General features: G+C 44.6%; 15 protein-coding genes. 10 read left to right on the top strand and 5 right to left on the bottom strand.

Annotated features, from left to right (window positions below):
- Positions 1–54: 54 nt before the first annotated feature.
- Together AB432_RS30110 and AB432_RS30105 are read right to left on the bottom strand one after the other, a co-directional pair.
- The gene (locus AB432_RS30110) at positions 55–621 is read right to left on the bottom strand and encodes a DUF4062 domain-containing protein (RefSeq protein ID WP_048035441.1); all 567 of its coding nucleotides are present in this window, start codon (positions 619–621) and stop codon (positions 55–57) included.
- A gap of 340 nt (positions 622–961) precedes the next feature.
- Positions 962–2,005, bottom strand: coding sequence for a zinc-binding alcohol dehydrogenase family protein (locus AB432_RS30105; protein WP_048035440.1), 1,044 nt, complete (start codon positions 2,003–2,005; stop codon positions 962–964).
- 125 nt (positions 2,006–2,130) lie between these two features.
- Between AB432_RS30105 and AB432_RS30100 the strand changes: the two genes are divergently transcribed.
- From AB432_RS30100 to AB432_RS31230, 3 genes are all read left to right on the top strand, one after another.
- Positions 2,131–2,508 carry a winged helix-turn-helix transcriptional regulator gene (locus AB432_RS30100; RefSeq protein WP_048035439.1) on the top strand — a complete coding sequence of 126 codons (378 nt, stop codon included), beginning with the start codon at positions 2,131–2,133 and terminating at the stop codon, positions 2,506–2,508.
- Between the two features lie 101 nt (positions 2,509–2,609).
- Complete coding sequence (locus tag AB432_RS30095; RefSeq protein ID WP_235617582.1) at positions 2,610–3,413, top strand: response regulator; 804 nt, start codon at positions 2,610–2,612, stop codon at positions 3,411–3,413.
- 15 nt (positions 3,414–3,428) lie between these two features.
- Complete coding sequence (locus tag AB432_RS31230) at positions 3,429–3,743, top strand: bacterial transcriptional activator domain-containing protein (protein WP_268811860.1); 315 nt, start codon at positions 3,429–3,431, stop codon at positions 3,741–3,743.
- Between the two features lie 17 nt (positions 3,744–3,760).
- On the opposite strand, the gene AB432_RS30090 is transcribed toward AB432_RS31230, so the two are convergent.
- Positions 3,761–6,835: a hybrid sensor histidine kinase/response regulator gene (locus AB432_RS30090; protein ID WP_048035438.1), complete on the bottom strand. Its 3,075-nt coding sequence runs from the start codon at positions 6,833–6,835 to the stop codon at positions 3,761–3,763.
- 363 nt (positions 6,836–7,198) lie between these two features.
- Here AB432_RS30090 and AB432_RS30085 point away from each other — a divergent pair, with 363 nt between their 5' ends.
- On the top strand, positions 7,199–12,076 hold the full coding sequence (locus AB432_RS30085; protein WP_082196024.1) for a DUF8202 domain-containing protein: 4,878 nt from the start codon (positions 7,199–7,201) through the stop codon (positions 12,074–12,076).
- Between the two features lie 98 nt (positions 12,077–12,174).
- On the opposite strand, the gene AB432_RS30080 is transcribed toward AB432_RS30085, so the two are convergent.
- Positions 12,175–12,549 carry a hypothetical protein gene (locus AB432_RS30080; protein ID WP_048035437.1) on the bottom strand — a complete coding sequence of 125 codons (375 nt, stop codon included), beginning with the start codon at positions 12,547–12,549 and terminating at the stop codon, positions 12,175–12,177.
- A 214-nt stretch (positions 12,550–12,763) separates the two neighbouring features.
- On the opposite strand from AB432_RS30080, the gene AB432_RS30075 reads away from it, so the two are divergent.
- From AB432_RS30075 to AB432_RS30055, 5 genes are all read left to right on the top strand, one after another.
- Positions 12,764–13,342 carry a TMEM175 family protein gene (locus AB432_RS30075; RefSeq protein ID WP_048035436.1) on the top strand — a complete coding sequence of 193 codons (579 nt, stop codon included), beginning with the start codon at positions 12,764–12,766 and terminating at the stop codon, positions 13,340–13,342.
- Between the two features lie 315 nt (positions 13,343–13,657).
- Positions 13,658–14,176: a hypothetical protein gene (locus tag AB432_RS30070; RefSeq protein WP_048035435.1), complete on the top strand. Its 519-nt coding sequence runs from the start codon at positions 13,658–13,660 to the stop codon at positions 14,174–14,176.
- An 85-nt stretch (positions 14,177–14,261) separates the two neighbouring features.
- Positions 14,262–14,663, top strand: coding sequence for an SMI1/KNR4 family protein (locus AB432_RS30065; protein ID WP_048035434.1), 402 nt, complete (start codon positions 14,262–14,264; stop codon positions 14,661–14,663).
- Positions 14,664–14,696: 33 nt separating this feature from the next.
- Positions 14,697–15,722: a leucine-rich repeat domain-containing protein gene (locus tag AB432_RS30060; RefSeq protein WP_048035433.1), complete on the top strand. Its 1,026-nt coding sequence runs from the start codon at positions 14,697–14,699 to the stop codon at positions 15,720–15,722.
- A gap of 156 nt (positions 15,723–15,878) precedes the next feature.
- On the top strand, positions 15,879–16,610 hold the full coding sequence (locus tag AB432_RS30055; RefSeq protein ID WP_048035432.1) for a hypothetical protein: 732 nt from the start codon (positions 15,879–15,881) through the stop codon (positions 16,608–16,610).
- Positions 16,611–16,675: 65 nt separating this feature from the next.
- Here the strand turns inward: AB432_RS30055 and AB432_RS30050 are convergent, their stop codons facing one another.
- A complete protein-coding gene (locus AB432_RS30050; protein WP_048035431.1) occupies positions 16,676–17,608 on the bottom strand; it encodes a YndJ family transporter in 933 nt (310 codons plus the stop codon).
- A 367-nt stretch (positions 17,609–17,975) separates the two neighbouring features.
- On the opposite strand from AB432_RS30050, the gene AB432_RS30045 reads away from it, so the two are divergent.
- Positions 17,976–18,833, top strand: a complete 858-nt coding sequence (locus AB432_RS30045; protein ID WP_048035430.1) for a class I SAM-dependent methyltransferase — start codon at positions 17,976–17,978, stop codon at positions 18,831–18,833.
- Positions 18,834–18,862 lie beyond the last annotated feature (29 nt).

Raw genomic sequence — 18,862 nt, 5'->3', positions numbered from 1 at the left:
GTCTAAGCTGGCGGGGAAGACGGAAGAAAGGGGCTGGTTGTGTCAGCCCCTCTTTCATTTCTTTTTCTCCAACTCCGCCTTTAATCTTGCATTCTCTTCCAATAGCTTTTGAACGTCCGGGACATCCTTGCCGGAAACCCAGCCATATAAATCGTCTCTTGCTGCATACTCCGGCAATAGATCACGAAGTACCATTTTAATGTGCCGTACATCTTCAACATAATAGATAGGGATTTGTTCCATGACCGATTGCTTAAACTCTTGAAACTTCTGATAGTATTCTATTGCTGCGAAGTCGTATGGCTTTTGTCTTAATGCTTCATCTGTGACAACAAAAGCAAATCTAGGTTTGCCTGCTTCTGCGGCATACTCATATTCCCAATGCGTATAGCTCTTGGATTCATCAGGAAGCGTTAAACCATAGAATCCTCCAAGAATCAGGATATATACATCGGACTCGTCGATCCATCTCTTCCTAATTTTCATAGGACTTTCCTTGAAAAATTGCTCGATTCCAGCAGGGATATGACCGGCTTGAAGTACGGCTTCAACAGCGGTATGTCTTTCTTCAATAAGATCGTTGAAAGTAGACGATATGTAAATTTGTAATTTTTTTCTCATAGGCCCACCCAAATGAAAGAATTGTATAAAAAGAATCTACCACTCACTCACTTTATTTGTCAAAATTGACTGGGTTTTCATGCGACAAGCAAGTGATTGTCCAGTTCTCTCACCTGGATTTTTATGAATAACACCGAAGCATTGGCGGCAAATAGCCAAGCGCGTGACCAAATTTTCGCTGATAGCCTCGTCAAGCTGAGCCTTATCACAAGGTAAAGGCAAGTTTTTACAGAGTTTGGGGAGAATTTGTCTCGCCAGCACATATCGTTGAACGAAAAAGGCCCCATAGTAGCAAGGGGCCTTAGAGTTGTTTATTGGTGCCTACTTTGTCTTCGTAGTATCAGAAGTTTTCTAAAACGATTTTTCCAATGGTCCGTCCAGATTCCAGCTTCTCATGGGCGAAACGTAGGTTTGCTGCATTGATAGGCTCGAGTCGTTCCGTCAGCGTAGTTTTTATTTTTCCATCATCGATTAAGTCCGCCAGTTCATTCAACAATTCGTGTTGTTTGATCATGTCATTGGTATGAAACAAGGATCGTGTAAACATGAACTCCCATACAAACGTTACACTTTTAGAAAATAGCAAGTCCATTTTCAAGCTCCCTGCCCAAGTCGTTTTATTTGTAGGAACGATAGAGCAAATTTTACCTTGGGGGACAATGACTTCCGCCATATTTTCAAGATGTTGAACCGTATCATTCAAGCAAAGGATATAATCGACGGCGTCAATACCAACTTCCTTGAGTTGAGGGAGAAAAGGGGTGTTGTGGTTTATGATAAAATCTGCGCCGAGACCTTTAGCCCATTGAATTGACTCTGGACGTGAAGCAGTACCGATGACGGTCAAACCTGCTAATTTTGCAAGTTGAATAGCAATCGATCCTACTCCTCCAGCTGCACCGATAATCAGTATGTTCTTGTTTTCACCTGTATTTACGTTAATTCCTAGACGATCAAAAAGGCCCTCCCATGCAGTTATCGAGGTGAGCGGTAATGCGGCCGCGGCGGCGAAATCCAAGCTTCTTGGCATATTTCCCACAATTCGTTCATCAACTAAGTGAAATTCACTGTTACTGCCAGGTCGAGACACACTGCCTGCATAATAGACCTTGTCCCCAGGTTTAAACATTTGGCAGTCAGGACCAACTTGTTCTACGATTCCAGCGGCATCCCAACCAAGAATTTTCGGTGAATCGGCTTCGTAGTTATGGCTTTCGCGGACGCCTACGTCTGCAGGGTTGACGGAGATTGCTTTCACACTTACAAGCAAATCGCGGCCTGTAGGTTCCGGTTTATCCAAGTGCAGATCAAAAAGGCTTTCCGGATTGGATATGGGGAGGTATTGGTAAGCACCGACAGCTTTCATCTTTTGGTGAGTATTCATGGGTATTCATCCTCTCAAATAGGAAATATTGTACAGTTGCATTGTAAATCGATTCAATTACTTTAAGTAAGTACGCATATTTTTATGGTATAGTATTAAAAATCAAACCATTGGGGGATAAGCTGATGGGAGACCGAAGAAAGAAATATGGAGCGAGTCCAGATATGCAAGCATGTCCAGTTGAAACAACGCTGGATGTGATTGGTGGAAAGTGGAAGGGGATCATTCTCTATCAGCTCCTGAACGGAACAAAAAGATTCAATGAATTCAGACGCCTCAATCCGGGAATCACGCAGTTTATGCTTACATTGCAGTTAAGAGAGCTTGAACGGGATGGCATCATTCATCGCGAAATATATAAAGAGGTTCCTCCAAGAGTGGAATACTCCCTTACTGATTTCGGAAGGACTCTCGAACCGGTCATTATGTCAATGAAAGTATGGGGCGAGTCTTATAAAGTGCGGCTTAATGAAAATCCAACGATACAAGGGGAGGAGAGTTAAAGGCAAGTTGAGCAGCAACCTAAGTAGTGGAGCGGGAAGGTTTGAGTAAATGTTCAGGGAGGGAATAGTTTAAAAATAGATAGAATATTAAAGTGGTGAACATGATGAAAGCGATCTTAATCGACGATGAAGAGCTAGCATTAAATTATTTGGAGCATCAGCTATTAAATATCGGCGATTTTCAAATTGTTGGCAAGTTTACGGACCCGATGATCGGCAAACGAGAGATTGAAAAAAATGAGATTGATATTGTCTTTTTGGATATTCAAACACCAAAGCTAAACGGTATCGAGTTGGCCGAACAGCTTTTGGAAGTGAAACCTCAATTACAAATTGTTTTCGTCACCGCATATGAGAGATATGCGATTAAAGCATTTGAGCTGAACGCCCTTGACTATGTCTTAAAGCCAGTTGGCAAGCAACGTCTGCAAAATACAATGAAACGAATTCAATCCATGATGGAAGAACATACGACCTTCTCCCTTCAGAAATCGGAGAATTTACAAATGAGTCTGTTTCAACAAGTAACGATTGTAGATGGAGGCCAGGAAATCCTACTTCGTTGGCGAACTGCCAAGGTGCAGCAGTTGTTCTTATATTTGGTTCAACACAGGGGAGCGGTGGTTAATAAAACGGCGATCATTGAGTTGCTCTGGCCAGAGCTTGAACCGGAAAAAGCCTATCATCAATTGTATACGGCTATCTATCATATTCGTAAAACGTTGGCGCCATTTAGTAAACATTTTCAAATCAGCAATACATCAGAAGGCTATAAGGTAAGACTAGAAAAAACCATCTTGGATGTGGATCAGTTTGAGCGTTTTTTTCGCTCTGATTTATCCTTATCTGCGGAGACGATTGGCGAATATGAACAAGCCATAGCTTTGTGTAAAGGAGATTATTAGCAAGAGCATAATTACATATGGGCTGAAAGCGAGCGTCAAAGATTACAACTGCAATGGGTGCAAACCGCCGTGAAAGTAGTGGATTGGTATTACGCCAATGATGAATGGGACAAAGCCATCACGCTATGTTTGGACATTTGTCACCGTTATCCGCTCGAGGAAGAAGCTTATTTTTTCCTTATGAAAATATTTGCTGACATGGGAAGGCACTCTTCGGTTCACAAGCAATACGATCAATTAACGAGTGTGTTATGGAACGAATTGCAAGAACAGCCTAATCCGGCTATTACAGAATGGTATCAACTTTGGAAGCAGAAAAATAAGGAATAAACCAAGTGGATTATTCCTTATTTTGGGATTCTGAAAGTAACGATCGTACCTTGGTCAGGTGAGCTATCAATCGTTAATCCTTGGCTATATAGTTGTTTTAGTCGCCGTTCGATATTTCGCAGACCTACGCTTGCTCTTTTTTTGCCATGCCTGGTTTGGCTGAAAAGTTGATTCAGATCTTCCTCTGTTATCCCTTCCCCATCGTCTTCGATTGAAACTTCGAAATACTCCTCTTTGTCTTTGATGTGAATCCAGACTGTTCCCCCACTTGTGCGTTGCATTAAGCCGTGTTTGATTGCATTTTCGACTAGCGGTTGTATGGATAAGGGCGGTAAACAAAAATCGAGATCAGGCTTCAGATCCCATTCCACTTGCAATCGATCGCCAAATCGTTGCTTCTCGATATACAAATAAGATCGAACAAGGTCAAGTTCATCGTGAAGCGAGATAACGGGTTCAGAATTATGAAAGTCGAAGCTCAAACGCAAATAGTTGCTAAATTCTTCAAGCAGTGCCTGCATTTTCGTGAAGTCCTGGAGTCCCAAGGCGGCAATTGAATTTAATGCGTTAAATAAAAAATGAGGTTCGATTTGTGATTGTAACCATGCTCCTTCCATACGCAAACGTTCATCGAAGGAGATTTTAAACTCTGTTAAGGCTTTTACTCTTGCCTTTAATTCCCAAGCATCGACGGGTTTCTTAACATAGTCGTTCGCTCCTGCTTGAAAGCCGGCTATGATATCCTCGGTACGATTGCGCGCAGTCAAGAGCAGGACAGGCAGTTCTAAAACAGAGAATCGTTCCCGGATGATGCGTGTTAGTTCATAGCCGGATACGTGGGGCATCATGACGTCTGAGATGACCAGATCCACCGGTTTACGTTCCAGTATGGACAGGGCTTGCTGAGCGCTGGTTGCCGTGCTTACTTCATATTGATCTGATTCAAGCATTTTGCTAAGGATGTTCAGGTTAATACTGTCGTCATCCACAACGATAATTTTTGCTTTTCTATTCATAGAAGAAACCGTTTCTGTCGATGTCGTGATTTGATCAGTCGTTGCAGCGGCCATTTCTAGTGAAGTCTGCATCAATGTCTGAGCGCTGCTTTCTTCTATTGGAACGGAATCTGTAGCTAGTGGGAGTGTAAAAGTAAAGGCAGAGCCTTTTCCCAGGGTGGACTGAACGGATAGAGTACCGCCGTGTAGCTCCACCAACTGTTTGGAAATATGTAAGCCAAGCCCGAATCCGCCACTTGCTCTGATTGAATTGAGTTCCGCTTGTTCATAAGGTTGAAAAATGGTTTGCAGAGCCTTTTCCTCGATACCAACCCCAGTATCCACTACCTGGATATGCGCAAATCCTTTCGACGTTGTCGCGCGAATCGTGATGGTTCCTTCATCTGTAAATTTAATGGCATTATGCACCAAATTAAAAAGAATTTGAATCAGCCGATTTTCATCTCCCCGAACAGAAGGAAACGAATCGTCTATTTCCACTTTTAAAGCAATCGGTTTTCCGTCCAGCATCAGTTTCGCCATATCGAAAACACCAGCGAAGATAGACTGCAGGTTTAATTTTTTCTCATGCAGGCGAATGGTGTTCTCCTTTAATCGGGTTACATCCAGTAAATCATCTAGCATGAGCGTCAGACGTCTGCTGACATGCAGGAGAATATCCAGACGCTTTTTGTGTTCTTCATGAAGGGGCGTGTTTGTATCCTCGATAATCGATTGTGTGATATTGATGATGCCATGTAATGGGTTTCTCAGTTCATGAGAAGTATTTACCAAAAATTCATCCTTGCGCTTATCCTCTTGCTGTAATTTCTCAGCAAGATGTTTCGTCTCAGTCGTTGCCCGGAAAAATCGTCTAAACCAATATGCCGCAAAAGCAAGTACGGCAAAGATCAGATCGAAGGGGTAGTGAACAAATTCTATGCCTAATATGGCATAAGCAATCGTCCAGATCACATTCACCCCTACATACAAGCAAGCTAGCAGGAGAAATATAATGTCTTCCTTGTCCCGAATGGCTTTCCAGAGTATGTAGGCAGAAATAATGACGGATAGGAGCATCACGATAGAAAGTATTCTGATCATAGCTAAGATAGTTCCAACGGGTACGAAGAGGATGAACATGGCGTATAAACAGCACAAGCCACCGAAACCTTGTAAAATCCTTCTGTTCAGATAAGCAGGAAGCAGATGATGAAACAAGGCAGGTATGAAGGCGACTGCACCAACATAGACGAGAAATGTCAACTTAACGGTCCAATCATAGTCGAACTGCAACCAGACAAATAATAACTTGTCATCGGCTGTTACCACAGTCAATATTCCACAAATCATGACCAAAGAGAAATATACCAAGCCTTTATTTCTGGCACCCAAGAAGTACAGGAGCAAGGCATATAAACTATGGATCAGAAACACGACGAGTAATAATAGTTGCAAACTGATGGAGAGGATCGTCCGCATCTGTACAGCTTCTATCGTACCGAAGCGAATAGTTTTTGTGATTCCTCCTGCCCCGGCATCATTGGAAGCATGGATAAGCAACTCTACTTGGCCTTGTTCTGGTGTCAGTTTGACAGTATAGGGAATATTGCGTGCCTGATGCTCTATGAAGCTGGTTGCCGGTTGTCCCACCTGGGCGACTAATTTCCCATTGGCATAGACGGCCGAGGCAGTTCGAAGCTCATTGATCCTGAGCCCAAGTGTCTGTTCATGTTCCGGATCAAGCAAGATGCGTAGTCGATACGTGCCGAAGTGAAAGGAGTCCGGTATACCCTGCTCATGAACGAATGCCTCATCCCACCGACTGGGCACTTGGAGGTATGTCTGTCCCTCAGGTTTCTTCAGGCCGTTTCCCTCTATGAACTGAGAAGGGAAGAACTCCCACTCCCCATCCAACCGTAATGTTTGGTATTCCGAGAATTCCCACCCGCGTAAATCAAGCACACCTTGTACAGCCACTGGTTTTTCAGCGTAGTCAAAGGTGGTAAGAAAACTCATCCAGAGTAAGCGAATGGCTGTTACCACTAGTAGAGCAACAACGATCATTTTCGTCCATTTCCAGGCGACTGTTTTCATTTCAATGATTACCCTCAATGAATAGTAGTAAGAAAATTGTTAGGCCCCAGATCCAAAGAATATCATTTTTTCTCATAATGAATACTCTTCGACAAGATTTTCAGGACACCTCTTACTAAAGAATATATCAAGGTAGACTAGGAAAGTTGTAGAGGTTTTGTAGAGGCGGCCCTGTTAAGATGTCATATCGGGAAAGATCTATTGAAAAATAGATAGCTTATACAAAATATTTTAGAAGCTCCATCAAGCTCATAGGCAGAATAGCTTCTTTTGGTGAAGGGGGTGTTCGATGGATGAGGGCCGATTTCTTTCTTAGGCAATCGCAAGAAAGATAGAGACTTGAGAGGAGCGGAAGGAAGAGCAATGAATACTAGCACAAAGCGGCGAAATTGGTGGAGGCGTTCACTGGCGTTTATGCTCTTGTTGACGTTGGTGGCAAGCAGTTTCTCGATGCCAGGAGTCCCTGGAAGAGTACAGGCGGCTGAGGCGATAAAGTGGTTGACCTACAAGTTTGACATGAAAGACTTTGCGAACACGGATCAACAAGCTTTATTCAAGGTAAATGGAAATGCACATTGGGGCACTGGTGAGGATGCGGGCAAGATGGTCCTTACCGATAATATTAAGGCGCAACAAGGCAGTGTATTTAATAGAGTTGGGATCAGCCCGAATGAAAACATGTCATTTAGTACAGGTTTCTCCTTTGAAATCAATGCTTCCAGCTCTGGGGATGGAATGACCTTTGCCATCGTATCCGACCCGGAAAACCTGGGTGCACAAGGAGGCTTTCTTGGCATTGGCGGGCCGTGGGATGGCAAAGGGCCAGTGAAGCCAAGCGTAGCGGTAAAGTTTGATACGTATCAGAATGGTTCTGGATGGGGTGATCCTTCCAACAACTATATTGGCATTGCGGTAGATGGTGATGTGTACAACTATCCAAATGATCCTGTAAAGCAGACCTGGTTCAAGGATTTGAATGGTACAGGCCATGTATTATCCAATGGAAAGACGTACTATACTTGGATCGACTACGATGGTTCTGCCGAAACGCTGACCGTTTACTTTAGCGATACAGCAACAAAACCCGAGGCACCTTTTATTACGGGTAACGGCATAAATTTGAAGCAAGCTTTTGCAGGAAAAGATAAGATCTATGCAGGTTTTACAGCTGCGACAGGGGGAGCTGCTGAAAGTCACAAAGTCTTGAGCTGGTATTTCGTTAACGACCTTGCTCCGATTGGCAGCGATTTCGGCAACCCTGATACTTCCAGCGAATACAAACAGGCCCCATCCTCTCTGAACATGGAGGTTGGTTCAAAGGTAAATGGTGCTTATCCGATTGTGATTACTGCCAAAGATGCTACAGGCCAGAATGCTGTAGAGGTGCCTGTCGCGTTGACAAGCTCCCAGGCTGGAACCTGGAAGGATGCAACTGGCAACCCGATCACAGACTTGTCTACAGTGAAAACAGACAGCGAAGGAAAAGTGACCGTTTACTATATTCCCGACAATGCTTCAGTTGAAAGCAGTTTAAGCGCTGTGGCCATTGGTGGTGCTACGGCAACCGGAACAGTCTCTGCCATTGCGACATCAACATCACCAGGCGGGGTGAGTGAGGGCTTGCTCTCTTGGGTTGATGTAGAACAAAGTGCTGTGCTTTCGGGGAAACAAATCAATCAATTAACAGACTTGGCAGATGGCGGAGTATGGATGCCTAGCGGTGCTACTTCCAATGACAATGTGCCTAACGCTCTGAATTTTAATAGCGGAATCCAAATTGACTCTAATAAAGGATATTATACTCGCTCTTCCATTGATTTTAATAATAATGCTACTACGGCTAGGGAAATATTCTCTGTCCAAGCAAGTGACAGATATAGCGGATTTCCATGGGAGTTTGGAGGAAAATATATAGCTCCAGTTGTTTATGGAGGTAATAATGGAAAATCCATAAGCGCAAATTTCGGTAGAGACGAAGGTATCCTGAGCGCAGACGTCGGTGATTACCAATTAAAAAATGGAGCGATGTTAAATATCTGGAGTGCACCAAATGATTGGGTACTTTCGCTAAATGGGAAAGTGTTACAGACGACAAACAGCAATACTCCCAACTTTGTATCTCCTATAACAAGCGGAAGTAAACCTTATTATTTTGGTGCAGGTCATAACAGTCGCTTTTACGGGAAGATGTCTGAAACGATCCTTTATAACCGTAAATTGACTGATGAAGACCGAAACAAAGTCAACAGTTACCTTGCTTTAAAATACGGATTGACATTGAAAGATGATAATAATGCTCCGATTGATTATGTCGCTAGCGATGGCTCTACGATGTGGGCAGCTAGCAACAACACTGGCTACGGCAACCGCATAACAGGGATCGGTCGTGATGAAGTAGGTGCTTTGTATCAAAAGCAATCGAAATCTCAGGTTGACGGTGCCAATGTCACGCTTGCAATAGGAAATGCGATCGAAGAGACGAATGCCCTGAATACCAAGACAATTGCACAAGATAAATCATTCTTTGTTTTTAGCGATAATGGTGGAGACGTTACATTCGTGACTCCAATAACAAAAGATACAGAAAGTCTAAAACGTATTGGACGCACCTATAAAGTAGAGAAAACGAATTGGCAAGATACAGACATTACCCTGCACGTAGACAAAGTAGAAGGTGCTTCTGAGTGGCCTTTGTATCTGGTTGTTAGTGAGGATGAGCAATTCGATCAGAATGATGCGTTCCATCCACTAACAGATGGTACAGTAACACTTAATAGTGCTGAATTTGCACATGGCAATTATTTTACGGTTGCCGCAACTGTACCCGTACCAACAGATGCTACCATTGAGCAAACAGTAGCGGATGGCAATAAATTAACGGTGACGTTTGATCGAGGAGTGGCTTTAACCAATTTAACTGGGTTTACAATTACAGTTGATGGTACACCTGTAGAAAACGGTGGTCTAACTTTCAAAGTTGACGAAAACGATGCTACAAAGCTAGTGATCACCTTGCCAGCAGGTACGGATGTTTCCAATAAAGCAGTAAACATTTCCTATGATGGCTTGGGGAACTTAAAAGGTACAAACGGTGCTCCAGTAGATCCATTTAACAAAAATGTAGATTCTGGGGCGACACTTACGATTACTGAACCAAGTACCAATCCAGTCACGGTAACGAAGCCAGAGATTAAAGGAACAGCTGAACCTGGTTCTACCATCAAGGTAGTTATTAAAAATCAAGGCCAAGAAGTAGAGGTTTCAGGTGATATTATCGTAGATGAAAACGGCAACTGGACGTTTACACCTACCCAAGATTTAAAAGATGGTGAATATACAATTGTGGTAACAGCGACGACAGTAGACGGCAAGTCAGCCAAAGCGACAAAGTCTATCACCGTAGTTACAGCACCAACCGAACCTGTCGTCGACAAATCGAAGCTGCAAGCAAAAGCGGACGAAATCAAGTCCGAAAATCTAAAGGCAGACGATTACACAACCGAAAGCTGGGAAGAACTGCAAAAGGCATTGCAAAAAGCGGATGCGGTTCTGGCTGATCCAAACGCAACCCAACAAGAAGTAGACGAAGCGCTCTTGGCATTGACAAAAGCCAGAGAAGATTTGAAAAAACATAACGTGCCAACGCCTACAGTCGACAAATCGAAGCTGCAAGCAAAAGCGGACGAAATCCAATCCGAAAATCTGAAGGCAGACGATTACACAACCGAAAGCTGGGAAGAACTGCAAAAGGCATTGAAAAAAGCGGATGCGGTTCTCGTTGATCCAAATGCAACCCAAGAAGAAGTAGACGAAGCGCTCTCGGTATTAACAAAAGCCAGAGAAGGTTTGAAAAAACCAAGCGAGCCTACGCCTACAGTCGACAAATCAAAGTTGCAAGCAAAAGCGGACGAAATTAAATCCGAGAATCTAAAGGCAGACGATTACACAAGCGAGAGCTGGGAAGAACTGCAAAAGGCATTGCAAAAAGCGGATGCGGTTCTGGCTGACCCAAATGCAACCCAAGAAGAAGTAGACGAAGCGCTCTCGGCATTGACAAAGGCCAGAAAAGGTTTGAAAAAACCAAGCGTACCAACGCCTACACCTACAGTCGACAAATCAAAACTGCAAGCAAAAGCGGACGAAATCCAATCCGAGAGTCTTGAGGGTGAAGACTACACAAGCGAGAGCTGGGAAGAGCTGCAAAAAGCTTTGAGAAAAGCGGATGCAATACTGGCTGATCCAAATGCAACTCAAGAAGAAGTAGACAAAGCGCTTTCGGCATTGAAAAAGGCCAGAGAAGGTTTGAAAAAACCAGACGAGCCAACGCCAACACCTACAGTCGACAAATCAAAACTGCAAGCAAGAGTAGATGAAATTGACGATGAAGACTTGGATGAGGATGACTATACATCTTCCAGTTGGAGAAAACTCGAAAAAGCATTAAAGCGAGCAAATGACGTACTGGATGATCCTGATGCAACCCAAGACGAGGTAGACGAAGCACTTGCTGAGCTTAAAAAAGCAAGAAGAGGTTTAGAATCTGTCGATAAACGAGACAGAGACCGGGAAAAAGAACGGAAAAAAGACCGGGACGGCACTAATCAAGTTCAAAACCCGTTCTTTACTGGAGGCAACTCCGGTAATGTAGAACCGAAGCCAAGTGAGCCTGTGAAAGAAGAAAACGACCAAACAGGCTACATGAACGGCTATCCTACCGGAAACTTCGATCCAAATCGCCAAGTGACCCGTGCAGAAATGGCCATGATCCTGGTAAACACAGGAATGGTTAAGACTACATCCGCAAGTGGAATGTTTATGGACGTAGCCGACCAACATTGGGCGGCAGATGCGATTAGAAGAGCGAATGCAGCAGGGCTGATGAACGGTTATTCGAATGGCACGTTCAATCCGGGAGGCGGAATCACGCGCGCGGAAATGGCGACCATTGTATACAAACATCTGGGATTAAATGGAGACAGCATGCCGAACAACTTCTACGATGTACCAGCAGATCACTGGGCAACTCAGATTATCGCGGCAGTAAGTAAAGAAGGCTACATGTCCGGTTATCCAGATGGTACATTCCATCCCCAAAATACATTGACTCGAGCAGAAACGGTCACTATCATCAATCGTTTGCTGAACCATTCGCAGTTAAGTTCAGTAATAGGACAAAGCTGGCCAGATGTACCTCCAACCCATTGGGCGTACAAAGATATTGAAGCAGCAACCAAAAAGTAAAGGGAACTCTCTTTCCTAATCTAAGAAGACCGGAGTGCATATTTTATATGCTTCTCCGGTCTTTTTCGACTACTCTCATGACCCCTATGTATGAAGATTCATTCACATATACTGTAATTCGGGAAAATCCCTTGCAGGTAGGAATCCCACAGGTTATTGATAAATTCCATATTGATCTTGTTTTCAAACGCCTTGGAAATCAGACCAAAGTCGTCCGACGCATACCCTGCCAGCTCAGAATTCTGGGTTATCCGAAAAGTTTGCTTGAACACAAATTCCCTAATTTCTCTGATAACGGTATTTTCAGAGGGGTCAATTTCATCAACTTTTTTGTAACTAGAACTCCATGCCGTATCAAATTCAACAGCATCCCTAGCGTCTAATTCAGCGTCCCAATCAACATCTTTATTGAAGACATTCTCTAAAAAACGGTCATGACTGATTATCGAAAGTATCTCACTCGCTGTTTTCAACGAAACCCTACCCCCTTCCATAATATACTAATAGGGATCACTTTGTAGCACAATGGGATCTCGGTCTTCGTCATCAAATTGGCCAAGTGTCTGCGTTAAAACAATCCTGAATGAGGGAAAGGTTGTGCTTGACATCATGAAGAAAAGATAGAATAAACTATGGATATCTATTAGATCAATTCAGCGCGCAAAGCGGGAAATAGGTGATCACCAAATGAGAGCAAACCGGATGGAAGCGTTCAGCGATGGCGTGCTGGCAATTATCATTACGATTATGGTACTAGAATTCAAAGTACCAGAAGGCCACGACTGGCATTCGTTAATCGAATTAGGCCCAAAAGTTCTTAGCTACATCTTCAGTTTCGTTTATATCGGCATCTACTGGAACAATCATCATCATCTACTGCACATGGTTCGCACAATGAATGGGCGGCTCATGTGGCTGAATTTGATATTGCTCTTCTGGCTATCTCTTATTCCGTTTACAACCGCGTGGATGGGGGAAAGCCAGTTTGCGCCCACTCCGATGGCATTGTACGGGATCATTCTTTTGCTTGCAGCGACTTCTTACAGAATGCTTCAACTCGCAATCATTAATCAGCATTCTGGCGATTCTGCATTCGTAAAGTCAATGGGCAGAGACTGGAAGGTGAAAATATCTCCTGTTCTCTATTTGCTCGCGATATTGACCGCGTATGTGAGTCCATGGGTATCCGGCTTCTTTTACGTACTCGTTGCCGCGATCTGGGTCGTGCCGGAAAAGCGAATCGAGCACATTTTGAGAAGCGAATAATTGGATCTGAGAAAAGCATAGGAAACGAAAAGAAGCCTCCAAACCGGAGGCTTCTTTTTTTCAAGAGGTTGCCGTTATAGACAACACGGTGAGCCATATCATCAATGGAGATCGTTTTTTTCTGATTGGATTCGTTGTCATACCAGCGTAGAACCGCCATCTACTACAATGACCTGACGGGGAGAGCGAATACAAGAAACAGAATGGCTTCTACCTTAAGATGAAAAGATCATTTCAAAAATTCAGGCAAAAAGTAGGTAGACCAGGAAAGACCCATACTATAATGGAAATAACAACCATGCATGAGAAAGCGATTTGAGGAGGCCAGCTCGTGGGAAGATCATTCGCAAATTTGCCCCCGAAGTACTAGGCAAGTCAAAAGATAAGGCTCAAGCGATCAAAGTTGTCATGTATGTAAGCAAAAGCAACGAGAACTGGATTAGCGTGCTCCACGATTATTTTGTATGGGGCACAGTGAAGAAGATCGGCAAAACATTGTCCCAGCTTACCGAGGAACCAGTGATGACAGCCGGATATATGAATGAGGAAATATTCGAATTGTCGGTTTTCGAGAATGGAGACATTCAAGCCGAAAGAATCTTTTGTGAACAGTGGACAAGGGATGAATATGGACTCAAAGAAGAGCGTCTTCATGATGACTACCTGCGAGAAGTGTTAGATATCCAGGATTTTGACGACTTCATCAGCATGACCAGTCCTTATCAAGCCGTTGATAAGCTGTCGGAACTTGTAAGAATGTCGTTATGGAGTGATGCGGAGTGGATACCACACGAGGAATCTCTCAGAGAACGGTTCGAGAAATATGAATTTTGAAACTACATGAGCTGTATAGGCACGCCTCCTTGTTTTCAATAAAGATGATGAAAAGTGGTGGTGAACCAGAAATGGCTAAGGACGTATGGGACAACATATCCAAACGATATCACACCCGATTTATTCCACAGTTAATCCCCCTGCTACAGCGGAAGAAATAAACCTCTTAGAAAGCACATTAAACGTACAACTACCCATTCATTTTCGCGATTATCTATCTACATGGAACGGACAACAAGAGCAGGTGCCTTTTATCGGCTACAACTCCTTTTTGTCTATTCCAGCTATCATCGAAACATGGTCCATGCTGAATGAATTGGTTGAGGACGCGGGACAAATTTTTAAATATCACTCTGGTATGGGTTATCAAGAGGTGATTGCAGACTCATTCGAAGAGTTTTCCATTGAAATATTAAAGAGGTTCCAAGCCAACCAATTTTCATTTACGGATGGTGTTATTTCGTTTGAGGATCATTACTTGGTTTGATCACCGAAGGGCTTGCCATAGGAGGATGCACGCGTGCGAAAAATATGGAAGAGAAAGATTCTGATCAATAATCCTGTTGAACTGGACCGGGTTCAGATCGAGCAGGACTTACGCGAAGGCAACCAAGTGATCGTCCAGTTTTCTCACCCGGAGTTTTATGGCTCCATTTTGGAGGAAGTCGATGAGCTATGCGCGCGTTTGGATGAAAACTTCGGAGTGCGTTTCTACGGGCACTATTCTCTCTCGTTCGATGGACATACTCTCTTGCGGATTCCCCATGTCAAGATGCTGCATCTCAATAGTCTTGCCCATGCGCATAACACGGAAGTATTGGCCACGCTGAAACATTTGCATAGTTTACACCTGGGTATATACGAGCTGGAGAATTCGGACATTTTGGGAATAGATACGCTGCGCTCTCTCAGAGATTTATCGATTCTCTCTGAGAAAAAAATTCTCAACCTGCAATATTTGAAAGAGTTCTCTCATCTGGAGCAATTGCATGTCGGGGGCAAGGTGAAAAACCTGGAGGCGGTAGGCGATCTGAAGGATTTGAATTATCTCGCGCTGCATTCGATCAGCAAATTACCGTTACATTTTGTTAACCGACTGAAAAAGCTGAAGCACCTTCGCATTTTGCTTGGAGGACGAGAGCATATTCAGGAAATTGAAGAGAATGAAATCGACGATCTGGAGATTTCCAGAGTCCGCGGTTTTCATGACTTGTCCAATATCGCGAACTTCCGAGCGCTAACGCGTCTTGTGATTGAGGATCAAATTCAACTGCGTGAAGTCAGCTTTGATCGGGAGATGAAGGCGTTGGAGGAGCTATCCATTTGGAATTGTAAAGGCTTGGCTCGTTTGACGGGAATGGAGCAATTGCCTTCGCTGCGCAAGCTCCGCATTTTAAAAACAGCCATCGATTTTGATACCTTTATCCATCAAAAACTTCCAAGTGCTCTATCTACAGTGGAATTTGTTACTACCAAAACAAAAGTAGACCAAGAAATACAAGAATCGTTAGTAAAGTTAGGTTATCAAAAATGGAGCGGCTCCTGAAAAGGCCGCTTGCTCCCGGAATGAGTCGAGTGTGAGGAGAGAGGGTGAAGCCCATGTATGACACGTATGCTTCGTCTTTTGCGAAGTTTTTGGAACGGTTGATGGACGAGCGCAGATGAGGAAGTCTCGATTTGTAGGATACAGGAGGAGGCATTCATGTACATAGTATCGCAGCCAAAGCGGTTGTCCGATGGCCGAAACCAAGCGCTATCGAAGGAGGAAGCCGCTTTTTTTCCACCGGGATACTTCCGATTTTTACAGCAATTCGGTGAGGGGACTTACAGAGGATGGATGAATGTCAATTTGCCTGATACGGAGGTGCTTCAGCCTTTTGCCGAGTACGATTTATGGGAGCATGATGCTGGCAGCCCGATTACGCAGCAGCAAATCGGTCAGTGTGTTGCGATAGGCACTACGGTGGACGGCGATTTTCTGGCCGTGCATCTCCAGACCGATCAACTGCTTTGGCTGCCGAGGCATGCTGAGCGATTGAAGGCGCTATCGCTACAAGGGCAGAAGCAGGAAGACGAAGAGATGTATGCTAGAGTGCTGGACGAAATCTATCGCCAAGTATACGGAAGTGACCAAGAGGGAGCGGTTTATTATGAGCCGTGGTCGGAGACGCGGAGTCACCTCTTTTTGCGCTTACCCCCGATGCAGGATGGAATATCGTTGCCGGAGCTGGCTGGCATGTGCCAAGAAGCCTTTCTCCCTGATTTGGTGCTTGAGAACGAATATCTTTGCAAGCTGTTTTACCAGCAGCTAGGCGGCCATGTAAGGTTTAATTATGCCAACAGGCAAGAGGTTGCCGTCATGTACGAAGAGGATGCTGAACAAACATTTGCTGTTATGAAACAATGGCTTCTATCAAAAGGATGCGAAGTGTAATTCAGAAACAAAGAGCAACACGTAGTGGTAATCACTCATGTTGCTCTTTGTTGTAAACTCGCAAGCTAGCGTTTTTCCTTAAAAGAATCTATCATATACACCCATCCAATCAGCCCACACAAAACAAACCCAAACGCATGCAGCGATCCGTAAATCGGAATGAAATCGTGTATGGTTAATGAAAACATGCTTTTCAATATCGGATAGCAAATGGAAACGACGACAATGGTGTAAAAGGCCATGCAGGAAAGGACTAAAAAGAAGCTCAACTTATTCTGCAATGAGCCTCTCCTCAAGTAAGCAAGCAGATAAGTAGTGTAAATCGCAATATTACACGCGAACAAGGTGACGCCAATGTACTCAATCGGCTTCGAGAAAATAATCCCGACAGCGATCAGAATGGGGCCGATAATATCAACGGCAACGACCCAAGGATACCAGCTTTTCTTCGTCATGATCCGTCCCAATAGACCGATAAAAATCGGAACAATTGCTGATGAAAAATGAAAGTGGACCGAACTCAGGGCATGCGTCGCGGGTTTAGCCTGGAAGAGATCAAATTGATACTGATAGAGAGTGAACCAAATGCCCCCGATAAAAAAGTAAACGAGCCCCGCGCCAATCGCGATTTCCTCTGTCCTTCCTTTGCGATTCACAATAACGGTCAGGCCATAGAGGCAGAGCAAGAATGTGAACAGTAGCCACCCGAGCGAGAGGGTCCCTGGTATGGCTGTGCTTCCCAGTCCCCACGTTTTGCTGCCCATTACAGAGGCTAAGGCGAGAAGCGCTGCGGGAAAGTGAAGCAGCTTTATAGCAGCATAAATACCCCGTTGCTGTTTATTCTTTTCGTCATAGCGCAAAAGTAAAATCACTAGAGGTACAATGACGAAAGCTGCAAACATGAGGAATTTTTCGACAAGATTAAATGGAAAGTAATTCAGATAAAAGATAAGGATGGTTATGATCCCACCGGGAATCGCCGATATCAATGGTTTCATCACATGCCCCCAGGATGTCATTCGAGATGTTCATATAAGCGGTTGCTTATAGTAGTGTAACACATTTTGTGAGGGCTATTCTGTTCACGAGATAACTTCGTTTCAGCCGTTATTTTTGTACCCGTCCTTCTACAAGGCATGTGCCGGGGAAGTAGTGAGCAAAATCATATGCAAATCAACAAAAGGAGCATGCTGCGGCGTACTCCTTTTTAAATTTTTTTGCCGATAAGTTCATGAAGCTGAGACTAGGTGGCGGCAAGTCATTGGAGGAGAGTGGTCTGGAAGTATTGAATGGCTATTTGTCAGGATTGTCCTATTAAATCGGAGCATATTAAAATCAAACGAATCGATAGGAGAGAGAGCAGCCATGCATGATAAGCAAATTACGGAGCCAGACCATACGGCAGTGCGGGTCGCGTTGTGGCGGGCCTTGCACGTACAGGTCGATTCACCGCCGCATGTGTTAGAAGACGAGATCGGTCTGCGACTGGCGGACCCGGAAGACGGATGGCGCCAACGCCCTGACATGGACCCGGAGAGCACCAGCGGATTTCGAGCATCTATTGTGGCTCGTGCTCGCTTTATTGAAGATTTGGTCACCGGACAGCTCGGGCAAGGCGTCACCCAGTACGTCATCCTCGGCGCTGGCCTCGACACCTTTGCTCAGCGCCGACCAGAGATCGCTTCACGAATGCGGATCTTCGAGGTCGACCAGCCAGGCACACAGGGCTGGAAGAAGCAACGCTTGAGCGAGCTGGGCTTTGACATTCCCGAGTGGCTACGATTCGTAACCGTTGACTTCGAGGCAGGCGGGTCTTGGTGGGAGCAACTAAAGACCGCTGGCTTTGAGGCCAGACGACCGGCTGTGGTAGCATCCACTGGCGTCACTCAGTACCTCACCAAGGATGCGATTGTGGCTACGTTGGGCCAAGCAGCGACGCTTGCCCCAGGCTCCACGCTGGCTATGACGTTCCTGCTCCCCTTTAACCTCACAGAAACCAAGGAGCGTCCTGAGGTTGAAGAGGCGGAAAAGGGAGCACGAGCAAGCGGCACACCTTTTATCAGCTTCTTCACACCGCCGGAGATGGTGGCACTGGCCCGCGAGGCTGGTTTCCGAGAAGTCCAGCATGTATCCTCGGCAGAACTTAACCAGCGCTACTTCACCGGACGCACCGATGGTCTTTCGCTGCCAAGCGGAGAGGAGTTCCTGATAGCCACTACATAGAGTCGAGATGGGGCTTATGAACCGGAACG

Origin of the sequence: Brevibacillus brevis (assembly GCF_001039275.2) — a bacterium.
GTDB lineage: Bacteria > Bacillota > Bacilli > Brevibacillales > Brevibacillaceae > Brevibacillus > Brevibacillus brevis_C.
This window is presented reverse-complemented; position numbering and strand designations above follow the sequence as displayed.

Bases quoted from the DNA above. Each gene is read 5' to 3' on its own strand.
- AB432_RS30075 (WP_048035436.1), top strand. From the start codon at position 12,764: ATGAGAGCAAACCGGATGGAAGCGTTCAGCGATGGCGTGCTGGCAATT.
- AB432_RS30055 (WP_048035432.1), top strand. From the start codon at position 15,879: ATGTACATAGTATCGCAGCCAAAGCGGTTGTCCGATGGCCGAAACCAA.
- AB432_RS30090 (WP_048035438.1), bottom strand. From the start codon at position 6,835: ATGAAAACAGTCGCCTGGAAATGGACGAAAATGATCGTTGTTGCTCTA.
- AB432_RS30050 (WP_048035431.1), bottom strand. From the start codon at position 17,608: ATGAAACCATTGATATCGGCGATTCCCGGTGGGATCATAACCATCCTT.
- AB432_RS30095 (WP_235617582.1), top strand. From the start codon at position 2,610: ATGATGAAAGCGATCTTAATCGACGATGAAGAGCTAGCATTAAATTAT.
- AB432_RS30065 (WP_048035434.1), top strand. From the start codon at position 14,262: ATGGGACAACATATCCAAACGATATCACACCCGATTTATTCCACAGTT.
- AB432_RS30110 (WP_048035441.1), bottom strand. From the start codon at position 621: ATGAGAAAAAAATTACAAATTTACATATCGTCTACTTTCAACGATCTT.
- AB432_RS30100 (WP_048035439.1), top strand. From the start codon at position 2,131: ATGGGAGACCGAAGAAAGAAATATGGAGCGAGTCCAGATATGCAAGCA.
- AB432_RS30045 (WP_048035430.1), top strand. From the start codon at position 17,976: ATGCATGATAAGCAAATTACGGAGCCAGACCATACGGCAGTGCGGGTC.
- AB432_RS30105 (WP_048035440.1), bottom strand. From the start codon at position 2,005: ATGAATACTCACCAAAAGATGAAAGCTGTCGGTGCTTACCAATACCTC.
- AB432_RS30085 (WP_082196024.1), top strand. From the start codon at position 7,199: ATGAATACTAGCACAAAGCGGCGAAATTGGTGGAGGCGTTCACTGGCG.